18 protein-coding genes are annotated in these 24,338 nt (G+C 58.6%); 6 read left to right on the top strand and 12 right to left on the bottom strand.

Annotation, left to right across the window (positions count from 1 at the left end; translation table 11 throughout):
- Window positions 1-101: 101 nt before the first annotated feature.
- Entirely contained in the window at window positions 102-860 is a 759-nt protein-coding gene (locus RFER_RS11140) for a 3-hydroxyacyl-CoA dehydrogenase (RefSeq protein WP_011464496.1), read from the top strand.
- Window positions 861-975: 115 nt separating this feature from the next.
- A complete protein-coding gene (dnaG, locus tag RFER_RS11135; RefSeq protein ID WP_011464495.1) occupies window positions 976-2,853 on the top strand; it encodes a DNA primase in 1,878 nt (625 codons plus the stop codon).
- A 30-nt stretch (window positions 2,854-2,883) separates the two neighbouring features.
- Here dnaG and def read toward each other — a convergent pair whose 3' ends face one another.
- The 4 genes from def to smc are packed head-to-tail and all read right to left on the bottom strand — an operon-like array spanning window position 2,884 to window position 10,097.
- Complete coding sequence (gene def, locus RFER_RS11130) at window positions 2,884-3,444, bottom strand: peptide deformylase (RefSeq protein WP_011464494.1); 561 nt, start codon at window positions 3,442-3,444, stop codon at window positions 2,884-2,886.
- Complete coding sequence (gene ligA, locus RFER_RS11125) at window positions 3,431-5,503, bottom strand: NAD-dependent DNA ligase LigA (protein ID WP_011464493.1); 2,073 nt, start codon at window positions 5,501-5,503, stop codon at window positions 3,431-3,433. Before ligA ends, def begins: the two co-directional genes overlap by 14 nt.
- A 26-nt stretch (window positions 5,504-5,529) precedes the next feature.
- Window positions 5,530-6,576 carry a cell division protein ZipA C-terminal FtsZ-binding domain-containing protein gene (locus RFER_RS11120; RefSeq protein WP_041792010.1) on the bottom strand — a complete coding sequence of 349 codons (1,047 nt, stop codon included), beginning with the start codon at window positions 6,574-6,576 and terminating at the stop codon, window positions 5,530-5,532.
- A gap of 5 nt (window positions 6,577-6,581) precedes the next feature.
- Entirely contained in the window at window positions 6,582-10,097 is a 3,516-nt protein-coding gene (gene smc / locus RFER_RS11115) for a chromosome segregation protein SMC (protein WP_011464491.1), read from the bottom strand.
- Between the two features lie 268 nt (window positions 10,098-10,365).
- On the opposite strand from smc, the gene RFER_RS11110 reads away from it, so the two are divergent.
- Window positions 10,366-10,803, top strand: a complete 438-nt coding sequence (locus RFER_RS11110; protein ID WP_011464490.1) for a universal stress protein — start codon at window positions 10,366-10,368, stop codon at window positions 10,801-10,803.
- Window positions 10,804-10,842: 39 nt separating this feature from the next.
- Here the strand turns inward: RFER_RS11110 and RFER_RS11105 are convergent, their stop codons facing one another.
- The 7 genes from RFER_RS11105 to ppsA all read right to left on the bottom strand — a co-directional run bounded on the left by RFER_RS11105 (window position 10,843) and on the right by ppsA (window position 20,405).
- Window positions 10,843-13,752 carry an adenosylcobalamin-dependent ribonucleoside-diphosphate reductase gene (locus RFER_RS11105; RefSeq protein ID WP_011464489.1) on the bottom strand — a complete coding sequence of 970 codons (2,910 nt, stop codon included), beginning with the start codon at window positions 13,750-13,752 and terminating at the stop codon, window positions 10,843-10,845.
- 311 nt (window positions 13,753-14,063) lie between these two features.
- A complete protein-coding gene (gene rplI / locus RFER_RS11100) occupies window positions 14,064-14,516 on the bottom strand; it encodes a 50S ribosomal protein L9 (RefSeq protein WP_011464488.1) in 453 nt (150 codons plus the stop codon).
- An 11-nt stretch (window positions 14,517-14,527) separates the two neighbouring features.
- Entirely contained in the window at window positions 14,528-14,812 is a 285-nt protein-coding gene (rpsR, locus tag RFER_RS11095; protein ID WP_011464487.1) for a 30S ribosomal protein S18, read from the bottom strand.
- A 29-nt stretch (window positions 14,813-14,841) separates the two neighbouring features.
- The gene (gene priB, locus RFER_RS11090) at window positions 14,842-15,141 is read right to left on the bottom strand and encodes a primosomal replication protein N (RefSeq protein WP_011464486.1); all 300 of its coding nucleotides are present in this window, start codon (window positions 15,139-15,141) and stop codon (window positions 14,842-14,844) included.
- Between the two features lie 23 nt (window positions 15,142-15,164).
- Window positions 15,165-15,530, bottom strand: a complete 366-nt coding sequence (gene rpsF, locus RFER_RS11085) for a 30S ribosomal protein S6 (protein ID WP_011464485.1) — start codon at window positions 15,528-15,530, stop codon at window positions 15,165-15,167.
- A 120-nt stretch (window positions 15,531-15,650) separates the two neighbouring features.
- Complete coding sequence (locus tag RFER_RS11080) at window positions 15,651-17,960, bottom strand: VC_2705 family sodium/solute symporter (RefSeq protein ID WP_011464484.1); 2,310 nt, start codon at window positions 17,958-17,960, stop codon at window positions 15,651-15,653.
- A gap of 45 nt (window positions 17,961-18,005) precedes the next feature.
- The gene (ppsA, locus tag RFER_RS11075) at window positions 18,006-20,405 is read right to left on the bottom strand and encodes a phosphoenolpyruvate synthase (protein ID WP_011464483.1); all 2,400 of its coding nucleotides are present in this window, start codon (window positions 20,403-20,405) and stop codon (window positions 18,006-18,008) included.
- Window positions 20,406-20,623: 218 nt separating this feature from the next.
- Between ppsA and ppsR the strand changes: the two genes are divergently transcribed.
- The 3 genes from ppsR (at window position 20,624) to RFER_RS11065 (ending at window position 22,952) form a co-directional block, all read left to right on the top strand.
- A complete protein-coding gene (gene ppsR, locus RFER_RS11070) occupies window positions 20,624-21,445 on the top strand; it encodes a posphoenolpyruvate synthetase regulatory kinase/phosphorylase PpsR (RefSeq protein WP_011464482.1) in 822 nt (273 codons plus the stop codon).
- Window positions 21,446-21,508: 63 nt separating this feature from the next.
- The gene (locus tag RFER_RS24890; RefSeq protein ID WP_279587666.1) at window positions 21,509-21,634 is read left to right on the top strand and encodes a hypothetical protein; all 126 of its coding nucleotides are present in this window, start codon (window positions 21,509-21,511) and stop codon (window positions 21,632-21,634) included.
- A gap of 109 nt (window positions 21,635-21,743) precedes the next feature.
- Window positions 21,744-22,952: a serine hydrolase domain-containing protein gene (locus tag RFER_RS11065; RefSeq protein WP_011464481.1), complete on the top strand. Its 1,209-nt coding sequence runs from the start codon at window positions 21,744-21,746 to the stop codon at window positions 22,950-22,952.
- 90 nt (window positions 22,953-23,042) lie between these two features.
- Here the strand turns inward: RFER_RS11065 and RFER_RS11060 are convergent, their stop codons facing one another.
- Entirely contained in the window at window positions 23,043-24,086 is a 1,044-nt protein-coding gene (locus RFER_RS11060; RefSeq protein ID WP_011464480.1) for an NADP-dependent oxidoreductase, read from the bottom strand.
- Window positions 24,087-24,338 lie beyond the last annotated feature (252 nt).

The following is a 24,338-nucleotide window of genomic DNA, read 5'->3' as shown; positions in this document are numbered from 1 at the left end:
CGGCAAGCGTCCGATCGATTGACGACGCCCGAAGAAATTGACGCTGGCGTCGATGCGTCATAATTGACGTTTACGTTAACGTCAATTGCAAGGAGATTCACATGGACATCGCAGGTAAGGTTTTCATCGTCACCGGTGGCGCGTCAGGTTTGGGTGAGGGCACCGCCCGCATGCTGGCGGCCAAGGGCGGCAAAGTGGTCATCGCCGATATGCAGGTTGAAAAAGGCGAAGCCATTGCCAAGGACATTGGCGGTGCTTTCGTCAAATGCGATGTCGCCCAGGAAGCCGATGGTCAGGCCGTGGTCGCCAAGGCTGTTTCCATGGGCAAACTCATGGGCCTGGTCAACTGCGCGGGCATTGCCCCGGCCGAGAAGACCGTGAACAAGAATGGCGCGCACAACCTGGCTGTTTTCACCAAGTGCATTACCGTCAATTTGATCGGCAGTTTCAACATGATTCGCCTGGCGGCGGATGCCATGTGCAAGAACGAACCCGAAGCCACCGGCGAGCGCGGCGTGCTGATTTCCACCGCATCGGTGGCCGCCTATGACGGCCAGATCGGCCAGGCCGCCTACAGCGCGTCCAAAGGGGGCATTGTCGGCATGACGCTGCCGATCGCGCGCGACCTGGCGCGCAACGGCATTCGCAACATGACCATCGCACCCGGTATTTTTGGCACCCCCATGATGTTCGGCATGCCTCAGGAAGTGCAGGACTCGCTGGCCGCCAGCGTGCCCTTTCCCTCGCGGCTGGGCACACCGCTGGACTACGCCAAGCTGGCGCAGCACATTTTCGAGAATGACATGCTCAACGGTGAAGTCATCCGGCTTGACGGCGCCATTCGCCTGGCACCGCGCTAGATTTCCTGCGCCCAGCACGGGCGCCCCTATCAGGTAGCCGGACCCCGGCCCCTGAACGCGGGGTGGTCGACCGCTAAAACCAGCCGGTCGATCCCCGTGTTTCTACAATCGCTGCATGTCCATTCCCCAGACCTTTATTCAGGAGTTGCTCGCACGCGCCGACGTGGTGGAGATCGTGGGCCGTTATGTGCAGCTTAAAAAGGGCGGCGCCAACTTCATGGGCCTGTGCCCGTTTCACGGGGAAAAGTCGCCCTCCTTCTCGGTCAGCCCGAGCAAGCAGTTTTATCACTGCTTTGGCTGTGGCAAAAACGGCGATGCCATCAGTTTCTTGATGGAGCACGCGGGCATGACCTTTGTGGAGGCGGTGCAAGACCTGGCCCAGCAATATGGTCTGCAAGTGCCTGAGGACGACGCCAGCCCGCAGGACCGGGCGCGCGCGCTTGAGCAGCGGCAAAAGCAGACTACCTTGACCGACGTGCTCGAAAGAGCAAACGATGCCTACAGAAAGCAGCTGAAAGAGTCCCCGCGCGCCGTGGACTACCTCAAGGGTCGCGGCGTCTCAGGTGAAATTGCCAAACAGTTTGGTTTGGGTTACGCGCCCGAGGGCTGGCGCAGTCTGGCCAGCGTTTTCCCCAGCTATGACGATCCACTGCTGGTCGAAAGCGGTCTGGTGATCCTGAATGTTGACGAGAATTCGGGTGAAGAAAAGCGCTACGACCGTTTTCGCGACCGGGTCATGTTCCCGATCCGCAACGTCAAGGGCGAATGTATTGGTTTTGGTGGCCGGGTGCTGGGCGACGACAAACCCAAATACCTCAACTCACCGGAAACCCCTGTTTTCAGCAAGGGACGTGAACTGTACGGCCTGTTTGAAGCCCGCAACGCGCTGCACGAGCAGGGCTACGCGCTGGTGACCGAAGGTTACATGGATGTGGTGGCGCTGGCCCAACTCGGTTTCTCCAATGCCGTGGCCACGCTGGGCACCGCCTGCACGGCAGAACATCTGCACAAGCTGTTTCGCTTCACCGATGCCGTGGTGTTCAGTTTCGATGGCGACGCGGCCGGCCGACGTGCCGCGCGCAAGGCACTCGATGGCGCCCTGCCCTTTGCCACCGATGTGCGCAGCGTCAAGTTCCTGTTCTTGCCGCCTGAACACGACCCCGACAGCTTCATCCGGGAATTTGGCAAGGAAGCCTTCGCCCGCTATGTGAGCGAAGCCGTCCCCTTGAGCCGCTTTTTGATTGACGCGGCGCGCGAAGGCTGCGACCTGAACACGGCTGAAGGCCGCGCCCACTTCGCCAGCAATGCCAAACCGCTGTGGCTGCTGCTGCCCGATGGTGCCCTGAAGCTGCAGTTGCTGAGCGAAATTGCCGACCTGGTGCAGTTGTCGAGTCGTGAATTGACCGAAGTGTGGAACCCATCAGCCGCAGGCAAAGGCAATGCAAAATCAAAAACCTATGAAAAACATAGCGCATCACCCAATGAATACGGGGGCTACAGCCAGAAATCATCTATAAAACCGCCACCACGTCCGCGTCCAGGTGGCCGCGTTCGGCCCACCAGCCGGGCCGACTACGCCGCCCGCCTCTTGCTGGGTGACATGGCCGCGCTTGAAGTCCTGTCAGCCGAAGACCACACGCTGCTGTGTGACTTGCCGGAACCGCACGGACCGCTTTTTGTGTGGCTGGAAAACCAACTGCATGAACACGGCCCGCAAGCCTGGGTGGCGCTGCGTGAAGGACTGCGCGGGCGCCAGGAGGAAGAACTCGCCGTTCGGCTCATGACCGGCTACGAGCTGGCCGGCCCGCTGGAGACGGATGAATCCAGTAAGGAACTGCGTGACCTGCTTAACCGCATGTTGGTTGAAAAGCTCAAAGTGCAGGAAACCGAAGCCATCCAGGCGGCCAAAGCGGATCCGGGCGCACTGCAACGCTACCGCGAGCTGCAGGCGCGTCGCTTCAAACTCGAATCGGTGCCGACTCGCTCTGAATAAGCGGGCCCGGCACGCGGCGGGCGCTGCAGCTCAGTCGTCCTGCCCGGCATCCAGCCCCGGAAAAAGAACGTCGGTAAAACCAAAGCGGCTGAAGTCGCGCACCCGCATCGGGTACAGCTTGCCGATCAAGTGGTCACACTCGTGCTGCACCACCCGGGCATGAAAACCCTCCACCGTGCGGTTGATCGGGTCGCCGTACTGGTCGAACCCGGTATAGCGAATACGGGCAAAACGCGGCACCATGGCACGCAGGCCCGGCACGGAGAGGCAGCCTTCCCAGTCTTCAACCTGCAGCGGCGTTGCGTCGTTTTCTGATGGCGGCAACGGTGTAATCACAGGGTTGAGCAAGACGGTTTGAGGCACCACCGGCGCCTGCGGATAACGCGGATTGCGGGCGTTGGAGCCAAAAATCACCAGTTGCAGGTCGACCCCGATTTGCGGCGCCGCCAGCCCGGCGCCATCGGCCGCCAGCATGGTGTCGAGCATGTCCGAGATCAGCAGATGCAATTCGTCCGTATCGAACAGGGTCACGGGTGGTGCGATGCGCAACAAGCGTGGATCGCCCATTTTGAGAATTTCACGAATGGCCATCAAGCAACTCCTTCAAACCAGCTTCATCCAACACGGCAACGCCCAGTTCCTGCGCCTTGGTGAGCTTGCTGCCCGCCTCAGTGCCCGCCACCACAAAAGTGGTTTTCTTGCTGACCGAACCCGCCACCTTGCCGCCGGCGGCCTCAATCAGGTCTTTGGCCTCATCGCGGCTCATGCTGGGCAGGGTGCCGGTGATGACGAAGGTTTTGCCTGAGAGTGGCGTCGGAGTGACCGGCGCCGGAGGGCCCTCTTGCCAGGTCACACCACAGGCGCGCAGTTGCTCCACCACCTCACGGTTATGCGGCTGGTCGAAAAATGTGCGCAAGCTTTGCGCCACGATGGGGCCAATGTCGTTGACCTGCAGCAGTTGTTCCAAAGAAGCGTCCATCACGGCGTCCAGGCTGCCAAAGTGCCGCGCCAGTTCCTTGGCGGTGGCCTCGCCCACATGCCGAATGCCCAATCCGAACAGAAAGCGCGGCAGCGTGGTCTGCTTCGATTTTTCCAAGGCTTGCAGGATGTTCTGCGCCGATTTGTCGGCCATGCGGTCCAGACTGGCCAGCGCGGTCAGGCCCAGCCGGTACAGGTCCGGCAGGATGCGAATAACGTGGCCATCAACCAGCTGATCAACCAGTTTTTCGCCCAGCCCCTCCACCTCGACCGCCCGGCGCTGGGCAAAATGCAGGATCGCCTGCTTGCGTTGGGCGCTGCAGAACAGCCCGCCGGTACAGCGGTAGTCAACTTCACCTTCTTCGCGCACGGCAGCGCTGCCGCACACCGGACACTGCCGCGGCATGGTGAACTCTGTTGCGCCGGGCTGACGCTTGTCCAGCAACACCGAAACCACTTCGGGAATCACGTCGCCGGCACGACGCACGATGACCGTGTCGCCCACGCGCACATCCTTGCGTCGCGCCTCGTCTTCGTTGTGCAGGGTGGCGTTGGTGACCGTGACACCGCCCACAAACACCGGCGCCAGCTTGGCCACCGGCGTGAGCTTGCCGGTGCGCCCCACCTGCACATCGATGTCCAGCACGGTGGTGAACTGCTCCTGGGCCGGGAACTTGTGCGCCACCGCCCAGCGCGGTTCGCGCGTCACAAAGCCCATGCGGCGCTGCAGCGCCAGGCTGTTGACCTTGTAGACCACGCCGTCAATGTCAAACGGCAGTGCGTCACGCTGGCGAGCTATCGATTCGTAATACGCTACTAATTCAGTAGCGCCTTGTGCAAGACCCACGAGGGCTGACACCGGAAAACCCCAGGTTTTCAGGGCTTGCAACAGCTCATAATGTGTTCCAAACGCGGGGCCACCCGCCTGCTCTGGTGTGACCTCACCCAAACCATAGGCAAAGAAGCTCAAGGGGCGCTGGGCGGCAATAGCCGGGTCCAGCTGGCGCACCGCACCGGCGGCGGCGTTGCGCGGGTTGACGAAGGTCTTTTGGCCGCGCGCTCGCTGCTGTTCGTTCAGCTTCTCAAAGTCATCGCGGCGCATGTACACCTCGCCGCGTACCTCCAGGATCGACGGCGCGTCAGCCGGCAGCCGCAGGGGAATTTGACCGATGGTGCGGACATTTTGGGTCACGTCCTCCCCCACTTCACCGTCGCCGCGCGTAGCCGCCTGCACCAGGATCCCAGATTCATAACGCAAGTTCATGGCCAGACCGTCAAACTTGGGTTCGGCCACGTACGCCACGGCGGGGGCAGCCTCGTCCAAGCCGAGTTCCCGCCGCACGCGAGTGTCAAAATTGCGCGCGCCACTGGCCTCGGTGTCGGTTTCAGTGCGAATGCTCAGCATGGGCACGGCGTGGCGCACGCTGGCAAACTGTTCCAAAGCTCGCCCACCGACGCGCTGGGTGGGAGAGTCTGGCGTGATCAGCTCCGGATGTTGTGCCTCGATCGCCTGCAACTCCTGAAACATGCGGTCGTACTCGGCATCCGGAATGGTCGGCGCGTCCTCCACGTAATAGTGATGAGCGTGTTCATGCAGCGCGCGCCTGAGCTGCGCCACATGGGCAGGATCAGGCAGCGGCGGCTCGGGTGGGAACAAATCGTTCGTTGCCATCAGGTGAGTGACCAGGAAACCAGCATTCAGGAAAAAAGGCGTCGCGCCAGCGCCGACCCGGCGGACAGATCACGCTGATCCAGCGTGTCGTACAACTGTTCAAGTTCGGCGCCAATCGTGTCCATGGCCTCAGGCGCGAGAGGTTGACCGTTGTCATCGGTTACCACGCCGTCCATGCTGTCTGCCAGCGCCAGGGCGGTCTCGCGCATGCGCTCAAAGGCGCGCTCGCTGCGGTCAACCTGCGCCACGTCCAGGCTGATCGCCACATCGCGAATTGCTGATTGGGCCGGGTCGTCCGCGAGCGCCGCCTGGGTGTCAAAACTCAGGCCCAGCACCGGCGGCATACCGGCAACGCTGGCGGGCACGACCATTCGCCCAGGAATGACGCCCGCCACAAAACCCAGGCGCGCCGCATTTTGCTGCACATAGCCTGGGCTCCAAGCCGCATGGCGAGCGCGCAACACAAAGCCCAACTGGGCATCGTGGTCGCTGGCAAACTGGTCCAGTTCGCGCGCCCGGGCCACCTCTTCGCGCATCTCGGGAAAATCAGGCGAACCATTGATGGCGTCACAGAAAGCCTGGGTTTTCATCACAAACTCGGAGTATTCAATCTCGTTGAGTGCGCCCGATCGGTTGGCCAGCTGTACACCGGCCTGAAACAGAGAATAGCGCTGGCCAGCCAGCGGCGTCTCCCAACGCTGTCCAGTTTCATTAAACCCTTCGATGGAAAACGGCTTGCTGCCAGCCCGTCGCGTTGGTGGCATGGCAGCCAACGCGGCATCGCCCGAGATCAAGCCCTCCAGCGCAATCGGCGCGATGACATCGATCAAGGCGTCCATGGACGCGCGTTTTTCCACTAACGGCAATGGAAAACTCGCCACATCAAACGCGGCTGCATCCAACCCGGGTTCAATGCCCACGCCGACCTGGGATTCAATGGCGGGTCCATCGCCGGGGTCGCTGGGTGCAGCCTGGCGCGGCTGGTTCTTGCGCGCCGACCAAGCCGCGTGTGCGGCCATGGCCGCCAGCACCAAGCCGCCCAGAATGGCCAAACCAATTTGCAAATTACTCATGACCATCAGGCAAGCTCCGCCATCGAGATGGCTGCATCCATATCCACCGCCACGATGCGCGACACACCTTGTTCCTGCATCGTGACACCAATCAGCTGCTTGGCCATTTCCATGGCGATCTTGTTGTGGCTAATGAACAGAAACTGGGTCTCTTTACTCATGCTGGACACCAGTTTGGCATAGCGCTCGGTGTTGGCATCGTCCAGCGGCGCATCGACCTCGTCGAGCAGACAGAACGGCGCCGGATTCAGCTGGAAAATCGCAAACACCAGCGCAATGGCGGTCAGCGCTTTTTCACCGCCAGAGAGCAAATGAATGGTCTGATTTTTCTTGCCTGGCGGCTGGGCAATCACCTGCACACCCGAGTCCAGAATTTCTTCGCCGGTGATCACCAGCCGGGCGTTGCCACCGCCGAACAGCTCGGGGAACATCCTGCCAAAGTGCTCGTTGACGGCGTTGAACGTGCCCGACAACAACTCGCGGGTTTCAGCGTCAATCTTCTTGATGGCGTCCTCCAGCGTGGTCATGGCCTCAACGAGGTCGGCATTTTGCGCATCCAGAAAATTCTTGCGCTCACTGGCCGCGGCCAGTTCATCGAGTGCAGCCAGATTGACTGCCCCCAAGGCGGCGATGTCGCGGTTGATGCGGTCAATCTCGCCTTGCATGCCGCCCAGACGCACATTGCCGTCCGCCAGGGATTTGGCCACCGCCTCCAGATCGGCCTGGGCGTCGGTGAGCAACTGGGTGTACTGCTCATAGCCCAGGCGCGCGGCCTGCTCCTTGAGCTGAAATTCGGTGATGCGCTGGCGCAAGGGGTCGAGCTCGCGCTCCAGCTGCAGGCGCCGTTCGTCGCTGGCGCGCAGTTTGGCGGTCAGGTCGTCGTACTCGCTGCGCTTGGCCCCCAGCGACTGCTCGCGCTCCAGCTTGATCGCCAAGGCATTCTGTAAACCACCCTGGGCCGCGGCATCGTTCAGGCGCGCCAATTCCTCATGGGCTCTTTCGGCTTCAGCCCTTACGGATTCTGCCTGTTGCGCTGCAGTTTCGATAGCACGCGACAGCTCGGCCTTGCGGGCATCCAGACTGCGCATGGAAAATATCGCTTCCTGCGACTGACGCTCCAGACTGCGCTGCTGCTCGCGGCACTCGCTCAACTTGCGCTCGGCCCCCATCACGCGCTCATCCAATTGGGCGTGGCGTTCCTGGGTGTCGGCCAGTTGCATGTCCAGCTCTTCAAACCGGCTCTCGGCGATCACGCGGCGCTCCTGCAAGTCGGCCAGCTGCGCATCGACTTCGGCCAGGTCAGCGGCAATTTGTGCGCTGCGCACCCGGGCCTGGTCGGCCAACTGCGTCAAGCGCAGGGTCTCCACCTGCAATTCATGCGCCCGGCTTTGGCTCTCGGCCGCTTCACGACGCACGGCCACCAAACGCTGCGACGCATCGGCGTAGGCCGCCTCGGCGCGTACCAGTGCTGAGCGCGACTCGTCGCTGATCATGGCCTGTGCCCGGAGCTGCTTCTCCAGGTTTTCAATTTCCTGGGCGCGGGCCAGCAAGCCGGCCTGCTCCGAGTCGGGCGCGTAAAAACTCACGCTGTAGGCGCCCACGGCATGGCCGGTCTTCACAAAAATCGTCTCGCCCGGCTGCAGCTTGTCGCGGCTAGCCAGGGCGTCTTCAAAACTGGGGGCGGTGAAGCAGCCTTGCAGCCAGTCCGTCAATACGGCTCTTTGACCGGCATCGTTGATGCGCAGCAAATCGGACAGGCGCGGCAATACGGCGGCCTTTTCGGGCGATGCGGCCAGCGGTGGGCTGTAAAACGCCAACTTGGCGGGCGGGGCGTCATTGCCAAAGGCGCGCACCAGCTCCAGGCGCGACACCTCCAGCGCACCCAGGCGCTCGCGCAAGGCCCCTTCCAGGGCATTTTCCCAACCCTGCTCGATGTGAATGCGGCTCCACAAACCCTGCAAGCTGTCCAGCCCATGTTTGGCCAGCCAGGGCTGCAGCTTGCCGTCGGTCTTGACCCTCTCCTGCAAGGCCTTGAGCGCTTCCATGCGGGCCGACAAATCAGCCTGCCGGGCTGATTCAGTGTTGACGGCCTGTTGCTGCTGGCGCCGGTCGTCGTCCAGTTGCGGCACGGTCTCCTGCAACTCGTGCAGGCGGGCCTCGGCAATGCTGGCGGTCTCCTGGGCCTGATCGAGCTGGCTTTGCAGGTTCAGCAGCCGCGCTTCATCGGGCGCGGCCAAGGCATTGCGATCCGCGCTCAGGCGTTCGCGGCGCGTGGTGAACTGGCGCGCTTGCTCCTCAATGCCGCGCTGGTCTGCGGCCAGCACCTGAATTTGCTGCTGCACCTGGCCCACACTGGCACGCTGCTCGTTGGCGCCTTTTTGCGCCAGCCGCAAAGCCTCTTCCAGATCGGGCAATTGCTGGGCCTGGTCTTCCACCTGGGCGGCCAGCAGCTCTGTTTTTTCTTCCCCGACCATGGCCAGTTCCAGCAGGTTTTCTATTTCTGCCTGCGCGTCATCCTTGCGGGTGGCCCATTGGGCGGTTTGCTCCTTGAGGGTGATCAGGCGCTGCTCGACCCGGTGGCGGCCTTCCACCACAAAACGGATCTCGGCTTCCAGCCGGCCGACCTCGGTACTGGCCTCGTACAACAGGCCCTGCGCCTGGTTGACCTGGTCGCCGGCCGCATAGTGGGCCTGGCGCACGGTCTCCAGCTCGGCCTCGATGTGGCGCAAATCCGCCACCCGGCTCTCCAGCGCATTGACTGCGCCTTGTGCGTCCGCCTTGACCTTGGCCTGATCGGCCTCGGACTCGGTGCGTTTGAGAAACCAGAGTTGATGCTGTTTGAGTGTGACGTCGGCCGTGAGCGCGTTGTACTTCTTGGCCACTTCGGCCTGCTTTTCCAGCTTCTCCAGATTGGCGTTGAGCTCGCGCAGGATGTCTTCCACCCGCGTCAGGTTTTCACGCGTATCCGACAGACGGTTTTCAGTCTCGCGGCGCCGTTCCTTGTATTTGGAGACACCGGCCGCCTCCTCCAGAAACAGGCGCAGTTCTTCGGGTTTGGACTCGATGATGCGGCTGATGGTGCCCTGGCCAATGATGGCGTAGGCACGCGGCCCCAGCCCGGTGCCCAGGAAGACGTCCTGCACGTCACGGCGGCGCACCGGCAGGTTGTTGATGAAGTAGCTGCTGGTGCCGTCGCGCGTGAGCACCCGCTTGACGGCAATCTCGCCAAACTGGTTCCACTGGCCGCCGGCGCGGTGGTCGGCATTGTCAAACACCAGTTCCACGCTGGCGCGGCTGGATGGTTTGCGGGTGTTGGTGCCATTGAAAATGACGTCCTGCATCGACTCGCCACGCAATTCCGACGCCTTGGACTCGCCCAGCACCCAGCGCACCGCATCCATGATGTTGGATTTGCCGCAGCCATTGGGACCCACCACGCCCACCAGTTGACCCGGCAGCATGAAATTGGTCGGCTCGGCGAAGGACTTGAACCCGGATAACTTGATTGAATTAAGACGCACAGGAATCGTTGACGCTAGCTTAAGTTAATTTGAGGGGCGAGCAGTCTACCTTCCAAGCAGCCCGCCCGGACATTGCCATGATACCTTGTCGGTTTCCGCAAAAAATATCTGCTGGTGACCTTGGTGAACGGTTATCGTGATAGCCTTAATAAATTGCATTTGCCGGCTGGATCGCACAGGAAACGTCAACTATTTGATATCGGTCATGTTTTTTAAGATGAGTCGATCGGACACTTGGTATCGTTGATATTAATAAGGAGTTTTCATCATGTTCAAGCACATACTCGTTCCAGTGGATGGTTCACCGACAGCACAGCTGGCGGTTGAAAAGGCAATCCAGCTGGCCAAGGCCTTTGACAGCCGGGTTTCCACGATTTTCGTGATTGATCCCTACCCGTTCACCGGGGTTGGAACCGATTTTGCTTATGGTCAGGCTGAGTATCTGAGTGCTGCGACCGCCGAGGCCAATGCGGCCGTGAAGGCCGCCAAAGCTGCGTTCATGGACGCAGGCGTCAGCGTGGAAGCTTCCGTGATTGAATCTCACTCTGCCTGGCGTGGCGTGGTGCAGGCCGCTGAGTCAATGCAGGCCGATTTGATCGTTATGGGATCACATGGGCGCAGCGGACTGGAAAAACTGGTGCTCGGCAGCGTCACGCAGGCCGTACTGTCGCACACCAAACTCCCTGTGCTCGTCGTGCGGGACTGAAGGCGCCAGAGGCTCAACCGGGCGCCTCCAAACCAATTCTTAACCGCACTGTCCAACGTAGCCACAGGCGGTACAGAAATCACATCCATCTTTGTGAATGACGGTTGGATTTCCGCATTCCGGGCAGATTTTGCCGGCCATGGTACTTGGTGCTCCCTGATTTTTTGGGGCATCAAGCACGCCCATGTCACGCAAGGGGAAACCTTCCTCGTCAAGCACCCCAAGCATGGCATAGCGGTGAATAATCAGTCTCGCGACATACGCAACCGTTGAAGGCCAGGTCTGCTGGCGGCGCTCCCCACGCGGCAAGCCCGGCACAAATGCCATGAAGTGGCCCAACGGTTCAGCATAGTTGAGCAGCTTGCGCAGCTTCATGCCGATCCACGCCGGATCGATCACTCGCATGTCCAGCGAGAGCAGTCGGGCCAATCCATCGAGTGCTCTTGGGTAATTACCTGAAAAGCCGACGGAGCAAGGTCGGGTCACAATGGCACCGTCAGGACCGGGCAAATTCACCTCTTTGAGTGTGACAGTGAATGCCTCGCCAGTCGCGGGATTGTCGACATCCACCGACCATGCCAGCGTGCCCGAGGGACCAGTCTGCGGTTCGCCCCGGCTGAACATGGCATCCAGCACGGGCGTTGGCACTTTGGTGTCGTTGCCGCCCAAGGCCGTGAGTTGATCACAGCGCCAGCGAATGACCGCCGCCGTGGCAGCCACCACACCCGGGAACAGACGGAGTTGGCCATGCGGCGGAAATGGCATCTCAAACGAATGCTCCTCGGCGACCGTGGCCAATGCGTCGAGCTTCAACTGCAACCAGGCCGGATCATTGGCGCGCAAATCCATGGAAAGCGTTTTGGCGAGTGCGCCCAAACCACGCGGCTGCTCTGTGCCATTGACCCACACCTCGAAGGGTTTGGGCGCGCCGCCTTCTTCGGGGGCCAACTCACCAACGAATAATGCAAAGTCCCCAAAAGGGTGATGCACCATGAACGTCCAAGCCGGATTGCCCGCAGGCAGCTCGGGGCGACTCGGCCAGCGCAAGGACGACAGCACAGCGGCTGGCAGACGCTCCAGCGCCAGTCGCTGGTTCGCGCTGTCAATTTGCAAGGCTGTTGCGGCGGCTGGGGCGGAGGATGAGCCCAAGGCAGGCGTCACGCTCAACACCGACCCCAGCACCGAGTTGGGTCGATAGGTGGCCAAGCCCTTTAAGCCCGACTGCCAGGCCTCCATATACAGGTTCTGAAAGTCGGCATAGGGATAGTTAACCGGAACATTGACCGTCTTGGAAATGGCGGTATCAATAAACGGCGCAACTGCGGCCACCATGGCTTCATGGGCCTGGGCACTCATTTCCAGCGCGGTAACGAATGCCGGGGTCAGTGCGGTGTCCTTGCCATAAAGGTGGCGATAAAGGCGCCAGGCGTGATCTTCCACAGCATACTCTTTGAAGCTGCCGTCAGCCATGCGCTTTTTGCGGGTGTAACTCCAGCTGAACGCGGGCTCGATGCCGTTGCTGGCGTTATCCGCAAAAGCCAGGCTGATGGTGCCGGTAGGCGCAATCGAGAGTAAATGCGAGTTGCGAAGACCATGCGTACGAACGCGTTCCTTCAGGGCGGGTGGCAAACGCGATGCGAACCTCTGGCCGGTGAGGTAAAGATCAGCATTGAACAAGGGGAAGGCCCCGCGTTCTTGCGCCAGATCGACCGAGGCATCGTAGGCGGTGTCGCGCATCAATTCGGAAATATCGCGTGCCATGTCGCGTGCCGCTTGCGTGTCGTAGCGCAAATTGAGCATCACCAGAGCGTCACCGAGCCCGGTATAACCCAGGCCAATGCGGCGCTTGCTGCGCGCCTCTTCCTGTTGCTGTGGCAAGGGCCAGACCGTCACGTCAAGTACGTTGTCGAGCATGCGCGTTGCTACGCGCGCTACTTCGACAAAAGCCGCCTTGTCAAAACTGGCAGCCTTTTCAAAGGGTTGTTTGATGAAGCGTGTCAGATCAATCGAGCCCAGGCAACAGCAACCGTAAGGAGGCAAGGGCTGCTCAGCGCAAGGATTGGTGCTGGCAATAGTCTCGCAATAAGAGAGGTTGTTGTCGCGATTGATGTGATCCAGGAACAAGACACCGGGCTCGGCATGATCATAGGTCGAGCGCATGATTTGATCCCATAATTCGCGCGCTTGTAAGGTCCGGTAGACCCAGATACCACTGTCAGTCACATGATGCGCCCCCGCTTCTTTTTGCGCAGGTCCTGGTTCAGCACGATGGACAAGGGCAAATGCCGCGTCTTTTTGCACCGCCTGCATGAAGGTATCGGTGATACCCACTGAAATATTGAAATTCTTCAGGTCACCGGTGTCCTTGGCATGGATGAACTCTTCAATATCAGGATGATCGCAGCGCAGAACACCCATTTGTGCGCCACGCCGGGCGCCAGCGGATTCGACCGTTTCGCAGGACCGATCAAACACGCGCATGTAGCTCACGGGGCCTGACGCACTGCTTTGCGTGCTGCCAACCCAGGCGCCGCGCGGGCGGATGCGGGAGAAGTCATAACCCACGCCACCGCCACGACGCATGGTCTCGGCCGCCTCGGTCAGCGCGGTGTAAATGCCGGGATGTCCGTCTTCCACATGGGCGATCGAGTCGCCGACGGGCTGCACAAAACAGTTGATCAAGGTGGCAGCCAGATCAGTGCCAGCCGCGGATTGAATGCGTCCGGCGGGTAGGAATCCGTTTTGCAGGGCCTGCAGAAACTTGGTTTCCCATTGCTTTTGCTGCTCTGGCGCCTCTACCTGAGCCAAAGCATGTGCAACACGCTGATTGACGTCAACAATGGTTTTTTCGGACCCTTTGCTGTACTTCTCAATCAGAACCTCTTCGCTGATGGGCTGGGGGGCAAGGGCGTGGATTGGCTTTGTTCGTGAGGGAGTTTTTTGGGTCATTATTTGTTCCTAAATTCTAGGGAATACTTGATTCCAGGTCGTGCGCTTTTCCCAGGGGGACTGTCGGGTACATGGTCTGCGTCAGCATGTGTGATGCGGGCATCACATTACAGCAAGACATTTGTTCGCCGTGAGCCCTTGGTCCGCGTCCAGACAGGTCCGTCAGGCCGGGACAGCGTCAACTTGACCATTCTACCGATTTGACGACCGGCGCCGCGTCAAAAAGAGGTCAGCAGACAGCGTTGACCGAAAAAAAAGCCCTCTGCTCGATTGCTAGAGGGCTTTTGACTCCAAGTGGAGCCTCAGTTGGCTTAAGCCGTTTCGCCGTAAACCGAAACTGTGATTTCCACCAGCACGTCGGTATGCAAGGCGACGCTGACTTTACTGTCGCCAACCACCTTGATCGGGCCATTGGGCATGCGAATTTGCGCCTTGGTTACCTTGAAGCCCGTCTTGGTCAGTTCTTCAGCGATATCGGCATTGGTCACAGAACCAAAGAGACGACCATCAACACCGGCCTTTTGGGTCAGCTTGCAGGTGGTACCTGCAAGCTTTTCGCCAACAGTCTGCGATTCAGCCAATTTGGCTGCGGCAGCTTTTTCGAGTTCAGCGCGCTTGGCTTCAAACTCTTGCTTCGCCGACGCCGTGGCGCGACGAGCGCGGCCAGAGGGAATCAGGAAGTTGCGGGCATAACCGTCTTTAACGCGCACGACCTCACCGAGATTACCAAGGTTCACAACCTTGTCGAGCAGAATAATTTGCATGATTGTGTTCCTTAAATCTTGTGCTGGTCGCTGTACGGCAGCATCGCAAGGAAACGTGCGCGCTTGATAGCGGTGTTGAGCTGACGCTGAAAAATGGCACGGGTGCCAGTCAGGCGAGCGGGAATGATCTTGCCGTTTTCGGCAATGAAATCGCGCAAGGTATCAATGTCCTTGTAATCGATCTCTTCAACGCCAGTCACGGTAAAGCGGCAAAAGCGCTTGCGCTTGAACAGCAGGTTCTGTGCTGGGCGCTTGGGGCGCTTGTCTTTGTTATTGAAACGTTTTGGTCCGGCCATGATGGACTCCTTAAATATTTATGAATTCGTTAATCTTGCTGAAATTCTTGAATGTGAAACACGACGTGCTTGCCATTGCGAGGTGTCGCCAGAAAACCGTTGAATCTCCAGGCACTGGCTATGGCTTGTTTTGCAAGCCGCTCAGCCATTGCACCAAAGGCCACCGCTTTCAGTGTCACCTTCACTTGTCTTATCTGCCCTGCTTCCTGAATCTCTGACTCATGCTCAAGTCTGATGTTCAGCGCCGGCAAACCGGCTGGTGTGTACCGCAGGGAATCAATTCCGGCGATACAGGCAGTCAAAACAAGCTGGTTGGCAACGTGGTTCACGCCCTTTGCAGGCAAAGAAGCCCTTAAGCCTGGTACTCGGCCTGCTGGGTCTTGCGGGCATCTTCACGTTCGACAGTTTTCATCATCGAAGAAGGACCGGTATCGGCTTTTTTCTTCAAAACAGTCAGATGACGCAGCACAGCATCATTAAACTTGAACGCGTGCTCCAACTCTGCCATGACAGCCTGGTCAGCTTCGATGTTGACGCAAAGGTAGTGGGCTTTGGCAAGCTTGTTGATCATGTAGACCAACTGGCGACGGCCCCAGTCTTCAACACGGTGCACTTTGCCGCCACCGGCAGTGATCATGCCCTTGTAACGTTCCAGCATGGCGGGAACCTGCTCGCTCTGATCCGGATGGATCATGAGAATGATTTCGTAATGACGCATTGATACTCCTTGTGGATGGCCCACATTGGGCAGAAAAAACCACCCTCAGCGTCTAATTGAGGTGTGGTAAGGCGAAGCCTCGCATTATATGCCAATGTCAGACCGACCGGTAACGTTACATCAACCGGGCGACGAAGATTCTGATCGAGACAGAAGACTGACCAGCACAGTGACCACAAAACCCGCCAAAACGCCAAATACTCCGGCAGAAACAGGCTGAATATCGAGCCATAACCCCGTGCCACTCAAGCCCAATACCGATCTAAGCGCTACGGAATTCACGGCCATGTAGTAGATCGTTAGTCCAAGACCTGTGATCATCCCGACGACGGCGGCCAACCGTGTCGTACGGCGCCAGAATATTCCCAACACCATCACCGGTACAAATGCGGCCCCAGCCAAAGAGAAAGAAGCCGAGACAAGATAAAGGATATCTGCAGGCCGCTGCGCAGCCACATAGGCAGCGACCAGGGCGACCAGCAACAGCGCAAACTTCGACAACATGACCCGTCTGACCGCCTCCGACTGGCTACTCCCGCCTCGATAGAAAAGATCATGTGCCAGCGCATTTCCAATCGTCAACAACAAGCCATCCGCCGTTGAGAGTGCAGCAGCAAGTCCACCCGCAGCCACAAGGCCGGACACAACATAAGGCAAGCCGCCCAACTCAGGCGTGGCCAGCATCACAATGTCCGCTCCCAGTTTGAGCTCTGAAAACTGGAGAATGTGGTCTCCATTGACATCGCTGACAGACACCAGCGTCGGGTCTACCTTCGCCCACTGTGCGATCCACACGGGCAATGAATCAAAGTTCTGCCCGACCAGTTGGCTCATGACCTCAAATTTCACCAGCACGGCCAAGGCGGGGGCAGACAAATACAGCAACGCAATAAAAAAAAGCGACCAGACGACGGATGTACGTGCCTCGGCCACCGTGCGAGTTGTATAAAAGCGCGTCAGCAAGTGAGGCAAACCAGCGGTCCCCACCATCAGACAAAACGTCAATGCCAGAAAGTTGCGCCGCGAAACATCAAACGCCTTCTTTTCATCAGCGCTCCCCTGCGGATCGCCAGCAAATGGTTTGGCGTGTGCTGGCATGCCGCCCAAGGGCTGCGCTCGATCCAGGTTATCTTGCATCGCATGCATCCAGCGCTCACGCGCGCTGACGGTGTCCTTTGGCAGCGCCGCAAGCTCACGTCTTGCGGCAACGACAATCGATTCATCCACTCGATGTTCGTTCAGAAAACGAATCTTTTCCCTTATCGTGTTTCGTTCACTCTCAAGCGATGCTTCCACGTGTTGCAGCTTGCGCTCATAGTCCCGCGCTCGCCGGGCGTATTCATTGATCACCTGCAGCTCGGCCGGCGAATCGATAAGTTGCCGTTCCAATTCCGTAATTTTTTGCAGTTGCTGCCCGTAAACAAACGGCGCCAATGGATTGCCCAATTGTTTGTAGGCCAGCCATGAAACAGGAATCAAAAAAGCCAGAATCAGTACAACATACTGAGTCACCTGCGTCCAGGTTACAGCCCGCATGCCGCCTAAAAACGAGCACACAAGAACGCCGCCCAACCCCAGCAAAATGCCAATTTCAAACTGAACACCAGTCAAACGGGACGTTATCAATCCTACGCCGTAAATCTGTGCCACGACATAGGTAAAAGAACACAGAACCGCCGCAAAAGCCGCAATCATCCGTGGCCAACGGCCCCCAAAACGGACGCCAAAATAGTCCGGAACTGTGTACAGATCGAGCTTTCTCAGATAAGGCGCGACAAGCAGCCCAACCAGGCAGAAGCCCCCCGTCCAGCCCAGCACATAGACCAGCCCTCCAGGCTGCGATGGTGTCCCTGAAAACCCCTGCAGGTAGAGCCCCCCCGCCATACTGATAAACGAGGCAGCACTCATCCAGTCGGCGGCAACCGCCATGCCGTTGTAAACAGCGGGGATGCTGCGTCCGGCAACGTAATACTCCGAGGCATCCGAAGTACGACCGTAGATCCCTATCACTGCGTACAAGGCGACTGTGGCGAACAAAAAAATGGAACCAACCCACATCTTCTTCAGCCCCAACCTCTCGGCGAGGGCCAGAGCCAGCAAGAACAGCAGCAAGCAAACAACGTACGCGGAGAATCGCCAATGAAGCCGGTGCTTGTAGGCGGTGTATGCAGCATCGGCCGTCGTAATTTCTCTGTCGCGCCGATTCGCAACCCAGGCGAACACCGCCACGACGGCGATAAAAATAAACACGCTGCCCTGGGCCGCGAACCAGTAGCCCAAGGGCCAGCCAGCGACGATTATCTGCAGGTCGCGTGCGAAGAACACCACGCCGAACGACGCCGCAAACCAGATCGCAAGAAGCCAGCCATGCAAGCGAAAACCGCCTGGTATTGGCTTGAATTCACCTACCTCCACCGCTGGATTCAACATCGCTGCATCATGACAGCCTGTGAAGGCTCAGGCCATAGGGGTTTGCTATTGCCCGGCCAGCCTCTGCCAGGTTGCAATCACGGAATCCGGATTCAGGGAAATCGATGAAATCCCTTCCTTGGCGAGCCACTCCGCAAAGTCAGGATGATCGCTGGGCCCCTGACCACAAATGCCAATGTACTTGCCTTCGGCTTTGCAGGCATTGATAGCCTGGCTGATGAGCGCGGTAACAGCAGGGTCGCGTTCATCAAAGTCAGCCGCCAGCAACTCCAGGCCGGAGTCACGATCGAGTCCCAGGGTCAGCTGGGTCAGGTCATTGGAGCCAATCGAGAAGCCATCAAAATACTGAAGAAACTGGCTTGCCAAAATGGCGTTGCTGGGGATCTCGCACATCATGATGATCTTCAGACCGTTTTCACCGCGTTTGAGTCCGTGGGTGGCCAACAGTTCGGTCACCTTTTTGGCTTGTCCCAACGTCCGGACAAACGGCACCATCACTTGGACGTTGCTCAAGCCCATGTCCTGGCGAACACGTTTGAGCGCCTCGCATTCCATCGCAAAGGCCTCACCGAAATCAGCGCTGACATAACGTGCGGCGCCACGGAAACCGAGCATGGGGTTCTCTTCTTCGGGCTCGTAGCGGCTGCCACCAATCAGTTTGCGGTATTCATTGCTCTTGAAATCGGACAGACGCACAATGACGGGCTTGGGCCAAAACGCGGCAGCGATCGTCGCGACACCTTCGGCGACCCGGTCCACATAAAAAGCGCGCGGCGAGGCATGGCCACGGGCAACGGATTCGACCGCCTTTTTAAGATCTGCGTCAATGTTGGGGTAGTCCAGAATCGCCTTGGGATGCACACCGATGTTGTTGTTGATGATGAACTCGAGGCGCGCCAAACCGACGCCTTCATTGGGCAACTGGCAAAAATCAAACGCCAGCTGCGGGTTGCCGACATTCATCATGATCTTGACGGCAGTTTTGGGTAGTTCGCCGCGTTGAACTTCGGTGATTTCGGCTTCCAGCAAGCCATCATAAATAAAACCGGTGTCACCCTCTGAGCAACTGACAGTCACCAGCATGCCGTCCTTGAGCGCCTCGGTCGCATTCCCACACCCGACTACCGCCGGTATACCCAGCTCGCGCGCGATGATGGCGGCATGACAGGTGCGTCCGCCCCGATTGGTCACAATGGCCGAGGCCCGCTTCATCACCGGCTCCCAGTTGGGATCGGTCATATCTGTCACAAGAATATCGCCAGCTTGCACCTTGTCCATCTCGCTGATGTTGTGCACGATGCGAACCGGGCCCGTGCCGATCTTCTGGCCAATGGCCCGCCCTTCGACGATCACGGCACTCTTGCCCTTGCCCTTGAGCTTGTAACGGTACTCGGCCTTGCCTGCGGACTGGCTCTTCACCGTCTCCGGACGGGCCTGCAAAATGTACAGTTCGCCGTCCAACCCGTCTTTGCCCCATTCAATGTCCATGGCACGGCCATAGTGCTCCTCAATCACCAACGCATATGCAGCCAGCTTCTCAACATCGGCCTCGGTCAATGAATAACGGTTGCGCATCTCGGTCGGCACATCCGTGGTTTTGACCAGCTTGCCGCCGTGGGCTTTTTCCTCGGGCGTTGTGAACTGCATCTGGATCAACTTGGAACCCAAACTGCGGCGGATCACGGCCCGCTTGCCCGCCTTGAGCATCGGCTTGTGCACATAAAACTCGTCCGGATTCACAGCACCCTGCACCACGGTCTCTCCCAGGCCGTAACTGGAGGTGATAAACACCACATCCTGAAAACCGGACTCGGTGTCAATGGTGAACATGACGCCCGCTGCGCCCAAGTCTGAACGCACCATGCGCTGAATGCCCGCGCTCAAGGCCACGTGCTCGTGGGCAAAGCCTTTGTGTACCCGGTAACTGATGGCACGGTCGTTGTACAAAGAGGCGAAAACTTCCCTGATTTTGTGCAGGATCTCGTCGATACCGATCACATTTAAAAAAGTTTCTTGCTGGCCGGCAAAGGAGGCATCCGGCAAATCTTCGGCCGTCGCGGACGAACGTACGGCAAAGGAGGCATGCGGATTGTCGGCACTCAGGGTAATGAAGGATTCACGAATGGCCTTTTCAAGGTCAGCCGGAAAGGGCTGCGCCTCAACCATGGCCCGAATCTCCGCACCCACCTGCGCCAGCGCCCGCACGTCGTCAGTGTCGAGGGCACCCAGGCGGGCATTGATCCTCCCGGCGAGGTCCTCATAAGCCAGAAAATCGCGGAACGCATGGGCTGTGGTCGCAAAACCGGTGGGCACTTTCACGCCGGTTGGCAAGTTTGAAATCATCTCGCCGAGACTGGCGTTTTTGCCGCCAACCGACTCGACGTCGGTCATTCTCAGGTTTTCAAACGGAACGACCAAGGCGGTCGAGCTAAAAAGGTCAGACATGGGAAAGCTCCAGAAGTTAAAAATGGATCAATGCACAAGCCCGGGCGCTCTGGTGCGCAGGCCATGCCCATGTCAACAGCTTGACTTTGTCGTTGTTCTAATCGGTCAGTGCAGTACATGGAAGAATTGGGTTGAATTTTTGCCATTGTAGGCTGCGAGTCGGCCGGGCGCAGCTGGCCCGTGCACAATGCCACAAGACAACCTAATCCTCACACACCATGTCGCAACGCACTGTATTTTTCATATCCGATGGCACCGGCATCACCGCAGAAACCTTCGGTAACGCCATCCTGGCCCAGTTTGAAACCAATTTCCGGCATGTCAGGCTGCCATTTACCGACTCTGTCGACAAAGCGCACCAAGCGGTCCGGGAAATCAACCATGCCGGCATCGTGGACGGCAACAAGTCCATTGTTTTTACGACGCTTGTTGATATGGAGGTGCTCAAAGTCATCACAGACAACTGCCACGGCATGGTGTTGGACATGTTTAGCACTTTTGTCCATCCCCTTGAATCCGAGCTCAATCTCAAGTCCAGCCACCGCATTGGCCGCTTCACCGATGCCAGCAAAAGCAGCGCCTACCAATCGCGCATTGAAGCCATTAACTTCTCACTGGCTCATGACGATGGGCAATCCAACACCGACCTGGAGCACTCCGATATTATTTTGGTTGGCGTCAGCCGAAGCGGAAAAACGCCGACTTCACTCTATCTGGCGATGCAATATGGGCTCAAAGCCTCCAACTACCCACTGATTCCAGACGACTTTGAGCGCCAACAGTTGCCCCCCGCGCTAAAGGCTCATAAAAGCAAACTTTTTGGTCTGACGATCCAGCCTGAACGTTTGAGCGAAATTCGCAACGAGCGCAGGCCCAATTCCAAATACGCCTCGCTGGAGAACTGCCGCATGGAAGTGAGTGAAGCTGAAGCCATGATGCGCCGCAGCGGTATCCGGTGGTTGTCCACCACCACCAAATCGATTGAAGAAATATCGACCACCATCCTGCAGGAAATCAGACCGGAACGCCTGGCCTATTGATTTGCTTCAATCAGGCCCTGGATGTCAACTGGATTACCCTGCGCGCAGGGCAACGATCGAACCATGACCGATTCAAACCAGAATATCCTTGGCCAGCCGTTGACCGGCTGGCGATTGCGGCTTGACACCATCATCTTTGAGGTCGATACACGCGCCGGGCGCTGGACTAGGATCGCCAACGCCACCTGAGTTGGCATGCCGACAAATTGACATTACTTTTTTGGAGATCAACTTGTTTCAAAACTCTATTGCGGGTGGCCTGCCAAAGTCGGCCAAGCTTGCCGGGACGCATCAGCAGATGGTTGACCCTCGCGGCAAGGTGTTACCCGGTCTGTCACCGGATCAGGTCGGCTTGTGCCCACAGCGCACGAATCGCGTCATGGCGGTACTGCAAGCCGAGGTGGATCGCCAGCGCCTGCCCGGCGCCGTTGTTCTGATTGCCCGGCACGGCAAGCTGGCCCTGTTTGACAGTTTGGGCGCGCTGGACCCAGCCACGAATTCCCCCATGACGCGGGACGCCATATTCCGCATTTATTCCATGACCAAGCCCATTGTGTCGGTGGCCGCCATGATGTTGATGGAACAGGGGCAACTGTTGTTGAATGACCCGGTGGCCAAATACCTGCCCGAATACGCGATGCAGAAGGTGGCCCATCTGGTTGACGGGGCGGTCCAACTGCAAGCCGTGCGACAAGCGGCCACGCTGCAGGACTTGTTGCGGCACACGGCCGGCCTGACCTATGAATTCATGGGCAATGCATCGGTGCAGCGGCAGTACGCGCAAATCAGAATCGGCTCGCGTGGACGCAGCAATGCCGAGCTTTCGCATCAACTGGCCGCTTTGCCGCTGCTGTTTGAGCCCGGTACCGTATGGGAGTATGGCCGCGCCACGGATGTACTGGGGCGCGTGGTGGAAATAGTCAGCGGCCAGACGCTAGGCGCGTATCTACAGGACCACATTTTCAAGCCGCTGGGTATGACCGACACCGGGTTTTCCGTGCCACCCGAACAGCACGCTCGCATTGCCGAACCCTTTGCCCGCGACCCCGAAGGCGGGGTGCAAATGCGGCTGATCGATGTGCGCGAGAACGCGGCTCTGGAATCCGGTGGCGGTGGCCTGGCGTCAACGGCTATGGATTACGCGCGATTTTTGCAGTTCATGCTAAACAAGGGCGAACTCGACGGCGTGCGCCTGTTGGGGCCCAGAACGGTCGAATTCATGACCGCGGACCATCTTGGGGAAATCCCTGTGAACAGTGGTGCATCGCGCGCCCTGTTGCCGCCGGGTCATGGTTTCGGGCTGGGTGTTGCGGTCCGCAAGAATCTGGGCGTCGCGTCGGTGCCAGGTTCGGTCGGCAGTTATTTCTGGGGCGGCATGGCAGGCACCACCTTCTTTGTGGATCCGGCCGAAGACCTGTTTGCCGTTCTAATGCTGCAGGCCCCCAACCAGCGCGAGTACTACCGTATGCTGTTTCGTGATCTGGTCTACGCCACGCTGATTGATTGAATCAACTATTCTATAAATTTATAATAAATCGGCTTCTAGCCTCCGTGAAATAAGCATAGTTAGCTATACATATAGTAGCGGTTATCAATCTCAATCTTCGGCGACTTGCAGCACCAGCTTGCCAAAGTTCTCGCCGCTGAAGAGCTTGTTGAGGGCTTCAGGGAAGGCATCCAGCCCCTTGACGACGTCCTCCTTGCTTTTCATGCGCCCGTCCTTGAGGTAGCCCGCCATCTCGGTCACCGCCAGGTGGTAGCGGTCGGCGTAGTCAAACACCACAATACCTTCCATGCGGGCGCGATTGACCAGCAGGCTCAGGTAGTTCTTGGGACCTTGTACAGCCGTCGTGTTGTTGTACTGGCTGATGGCACCGCAGATGATGATGCGGGCGCCGCGGTTGATACGCGTCAACACGGTATCCAGAATCTCGCCGCCGACGTTGTCAAAGTAGACGTCAACACCTGCCGGGCAATGTTGCTTCAAACCGTCCTTGACAGCACTGGGACCGGCCTTGTAGTCAATACAGGCATCAAAACCCAACTCTTTGACTACCCAGTCACACTTGGCCTGGCCGCCGGCAATGCCAACCGCGCGGCAACCCTTGATCTTCGCCATCTGGCCCACGGTCTGACCGACGGCGCCGGCCGCACCGGACACCACCACGGTTTCGCCCGCCCTGGGTTGGCCGACGTCCATCAGGCCAAAGTAACCGGTCATGCCTGGCATGCCCAGCACATTAAGCCACTGCGTCAGCGTGCCCATGCTCAAGTCAATTTTGACCAGGCCACTGCGTTTGAAGTCGGCTTGCACCAGCGTCAGGTACTCCTGGACGCCGAATCCTGCCGAAACGTAGTCGCCCACGGCAAATTGCGGATTTCTGGAAGCAATGACTTTGCCCACCCCGCCAGCGCGCATCACCTCGCCAATGGCCACGGGAGGAATGTAGCTTTTGCCTTCATTCATCCAGCCGCGCATGGCGGGGTCCAGCGAAAGTGCCAGTGTTTTGAGCAGCACACCGCCCTCAACCGGTTCCGCGACCGCCTCAAGGGTACTTTGCCAGTTGGCGCGGGTGGGTAGGCCGACAGGACGGGAGGCCAGGCGAATCTGGTGATTGGTCAAGGTGGCAAGTGCTGGCATGAAAAACTCCGGAAATTGAAACCGACTGATCCTAGCGCGAGCCGATACAGACGCGGGTAGCGAAAGCGACAGACGGCTCGAACGATCCCTGTATTGCGGCCTGAATTGACCTTTCACGGCGTCAGCATCTGGTTTTTGCGTCTACGCGAATATTGATCTAAAACAAGTTAAAAATTTATATCGTGGTGCAAAATTTCGTCTGACGGAATTATGCAGATCGCAAACCCGCTCTTTTGCATGACCGCAACACGA

Source organism: Rhodoferax ferrireducens T118 (assembly GCF_000013605.1).
Taxonomy (GTDB): Bacteria; Pseudomonadota; Gammaproteobacteria; order Burkholderiales; family Burkholderiaceae_C; genus Rhodoferax; species Rhodoferax ferrireducens.
The sequence above is the reverse complement of the archived record's forward strand: the minus strand, read 5'-3'. Positions and strand labels throughout refer to the sequence as shown.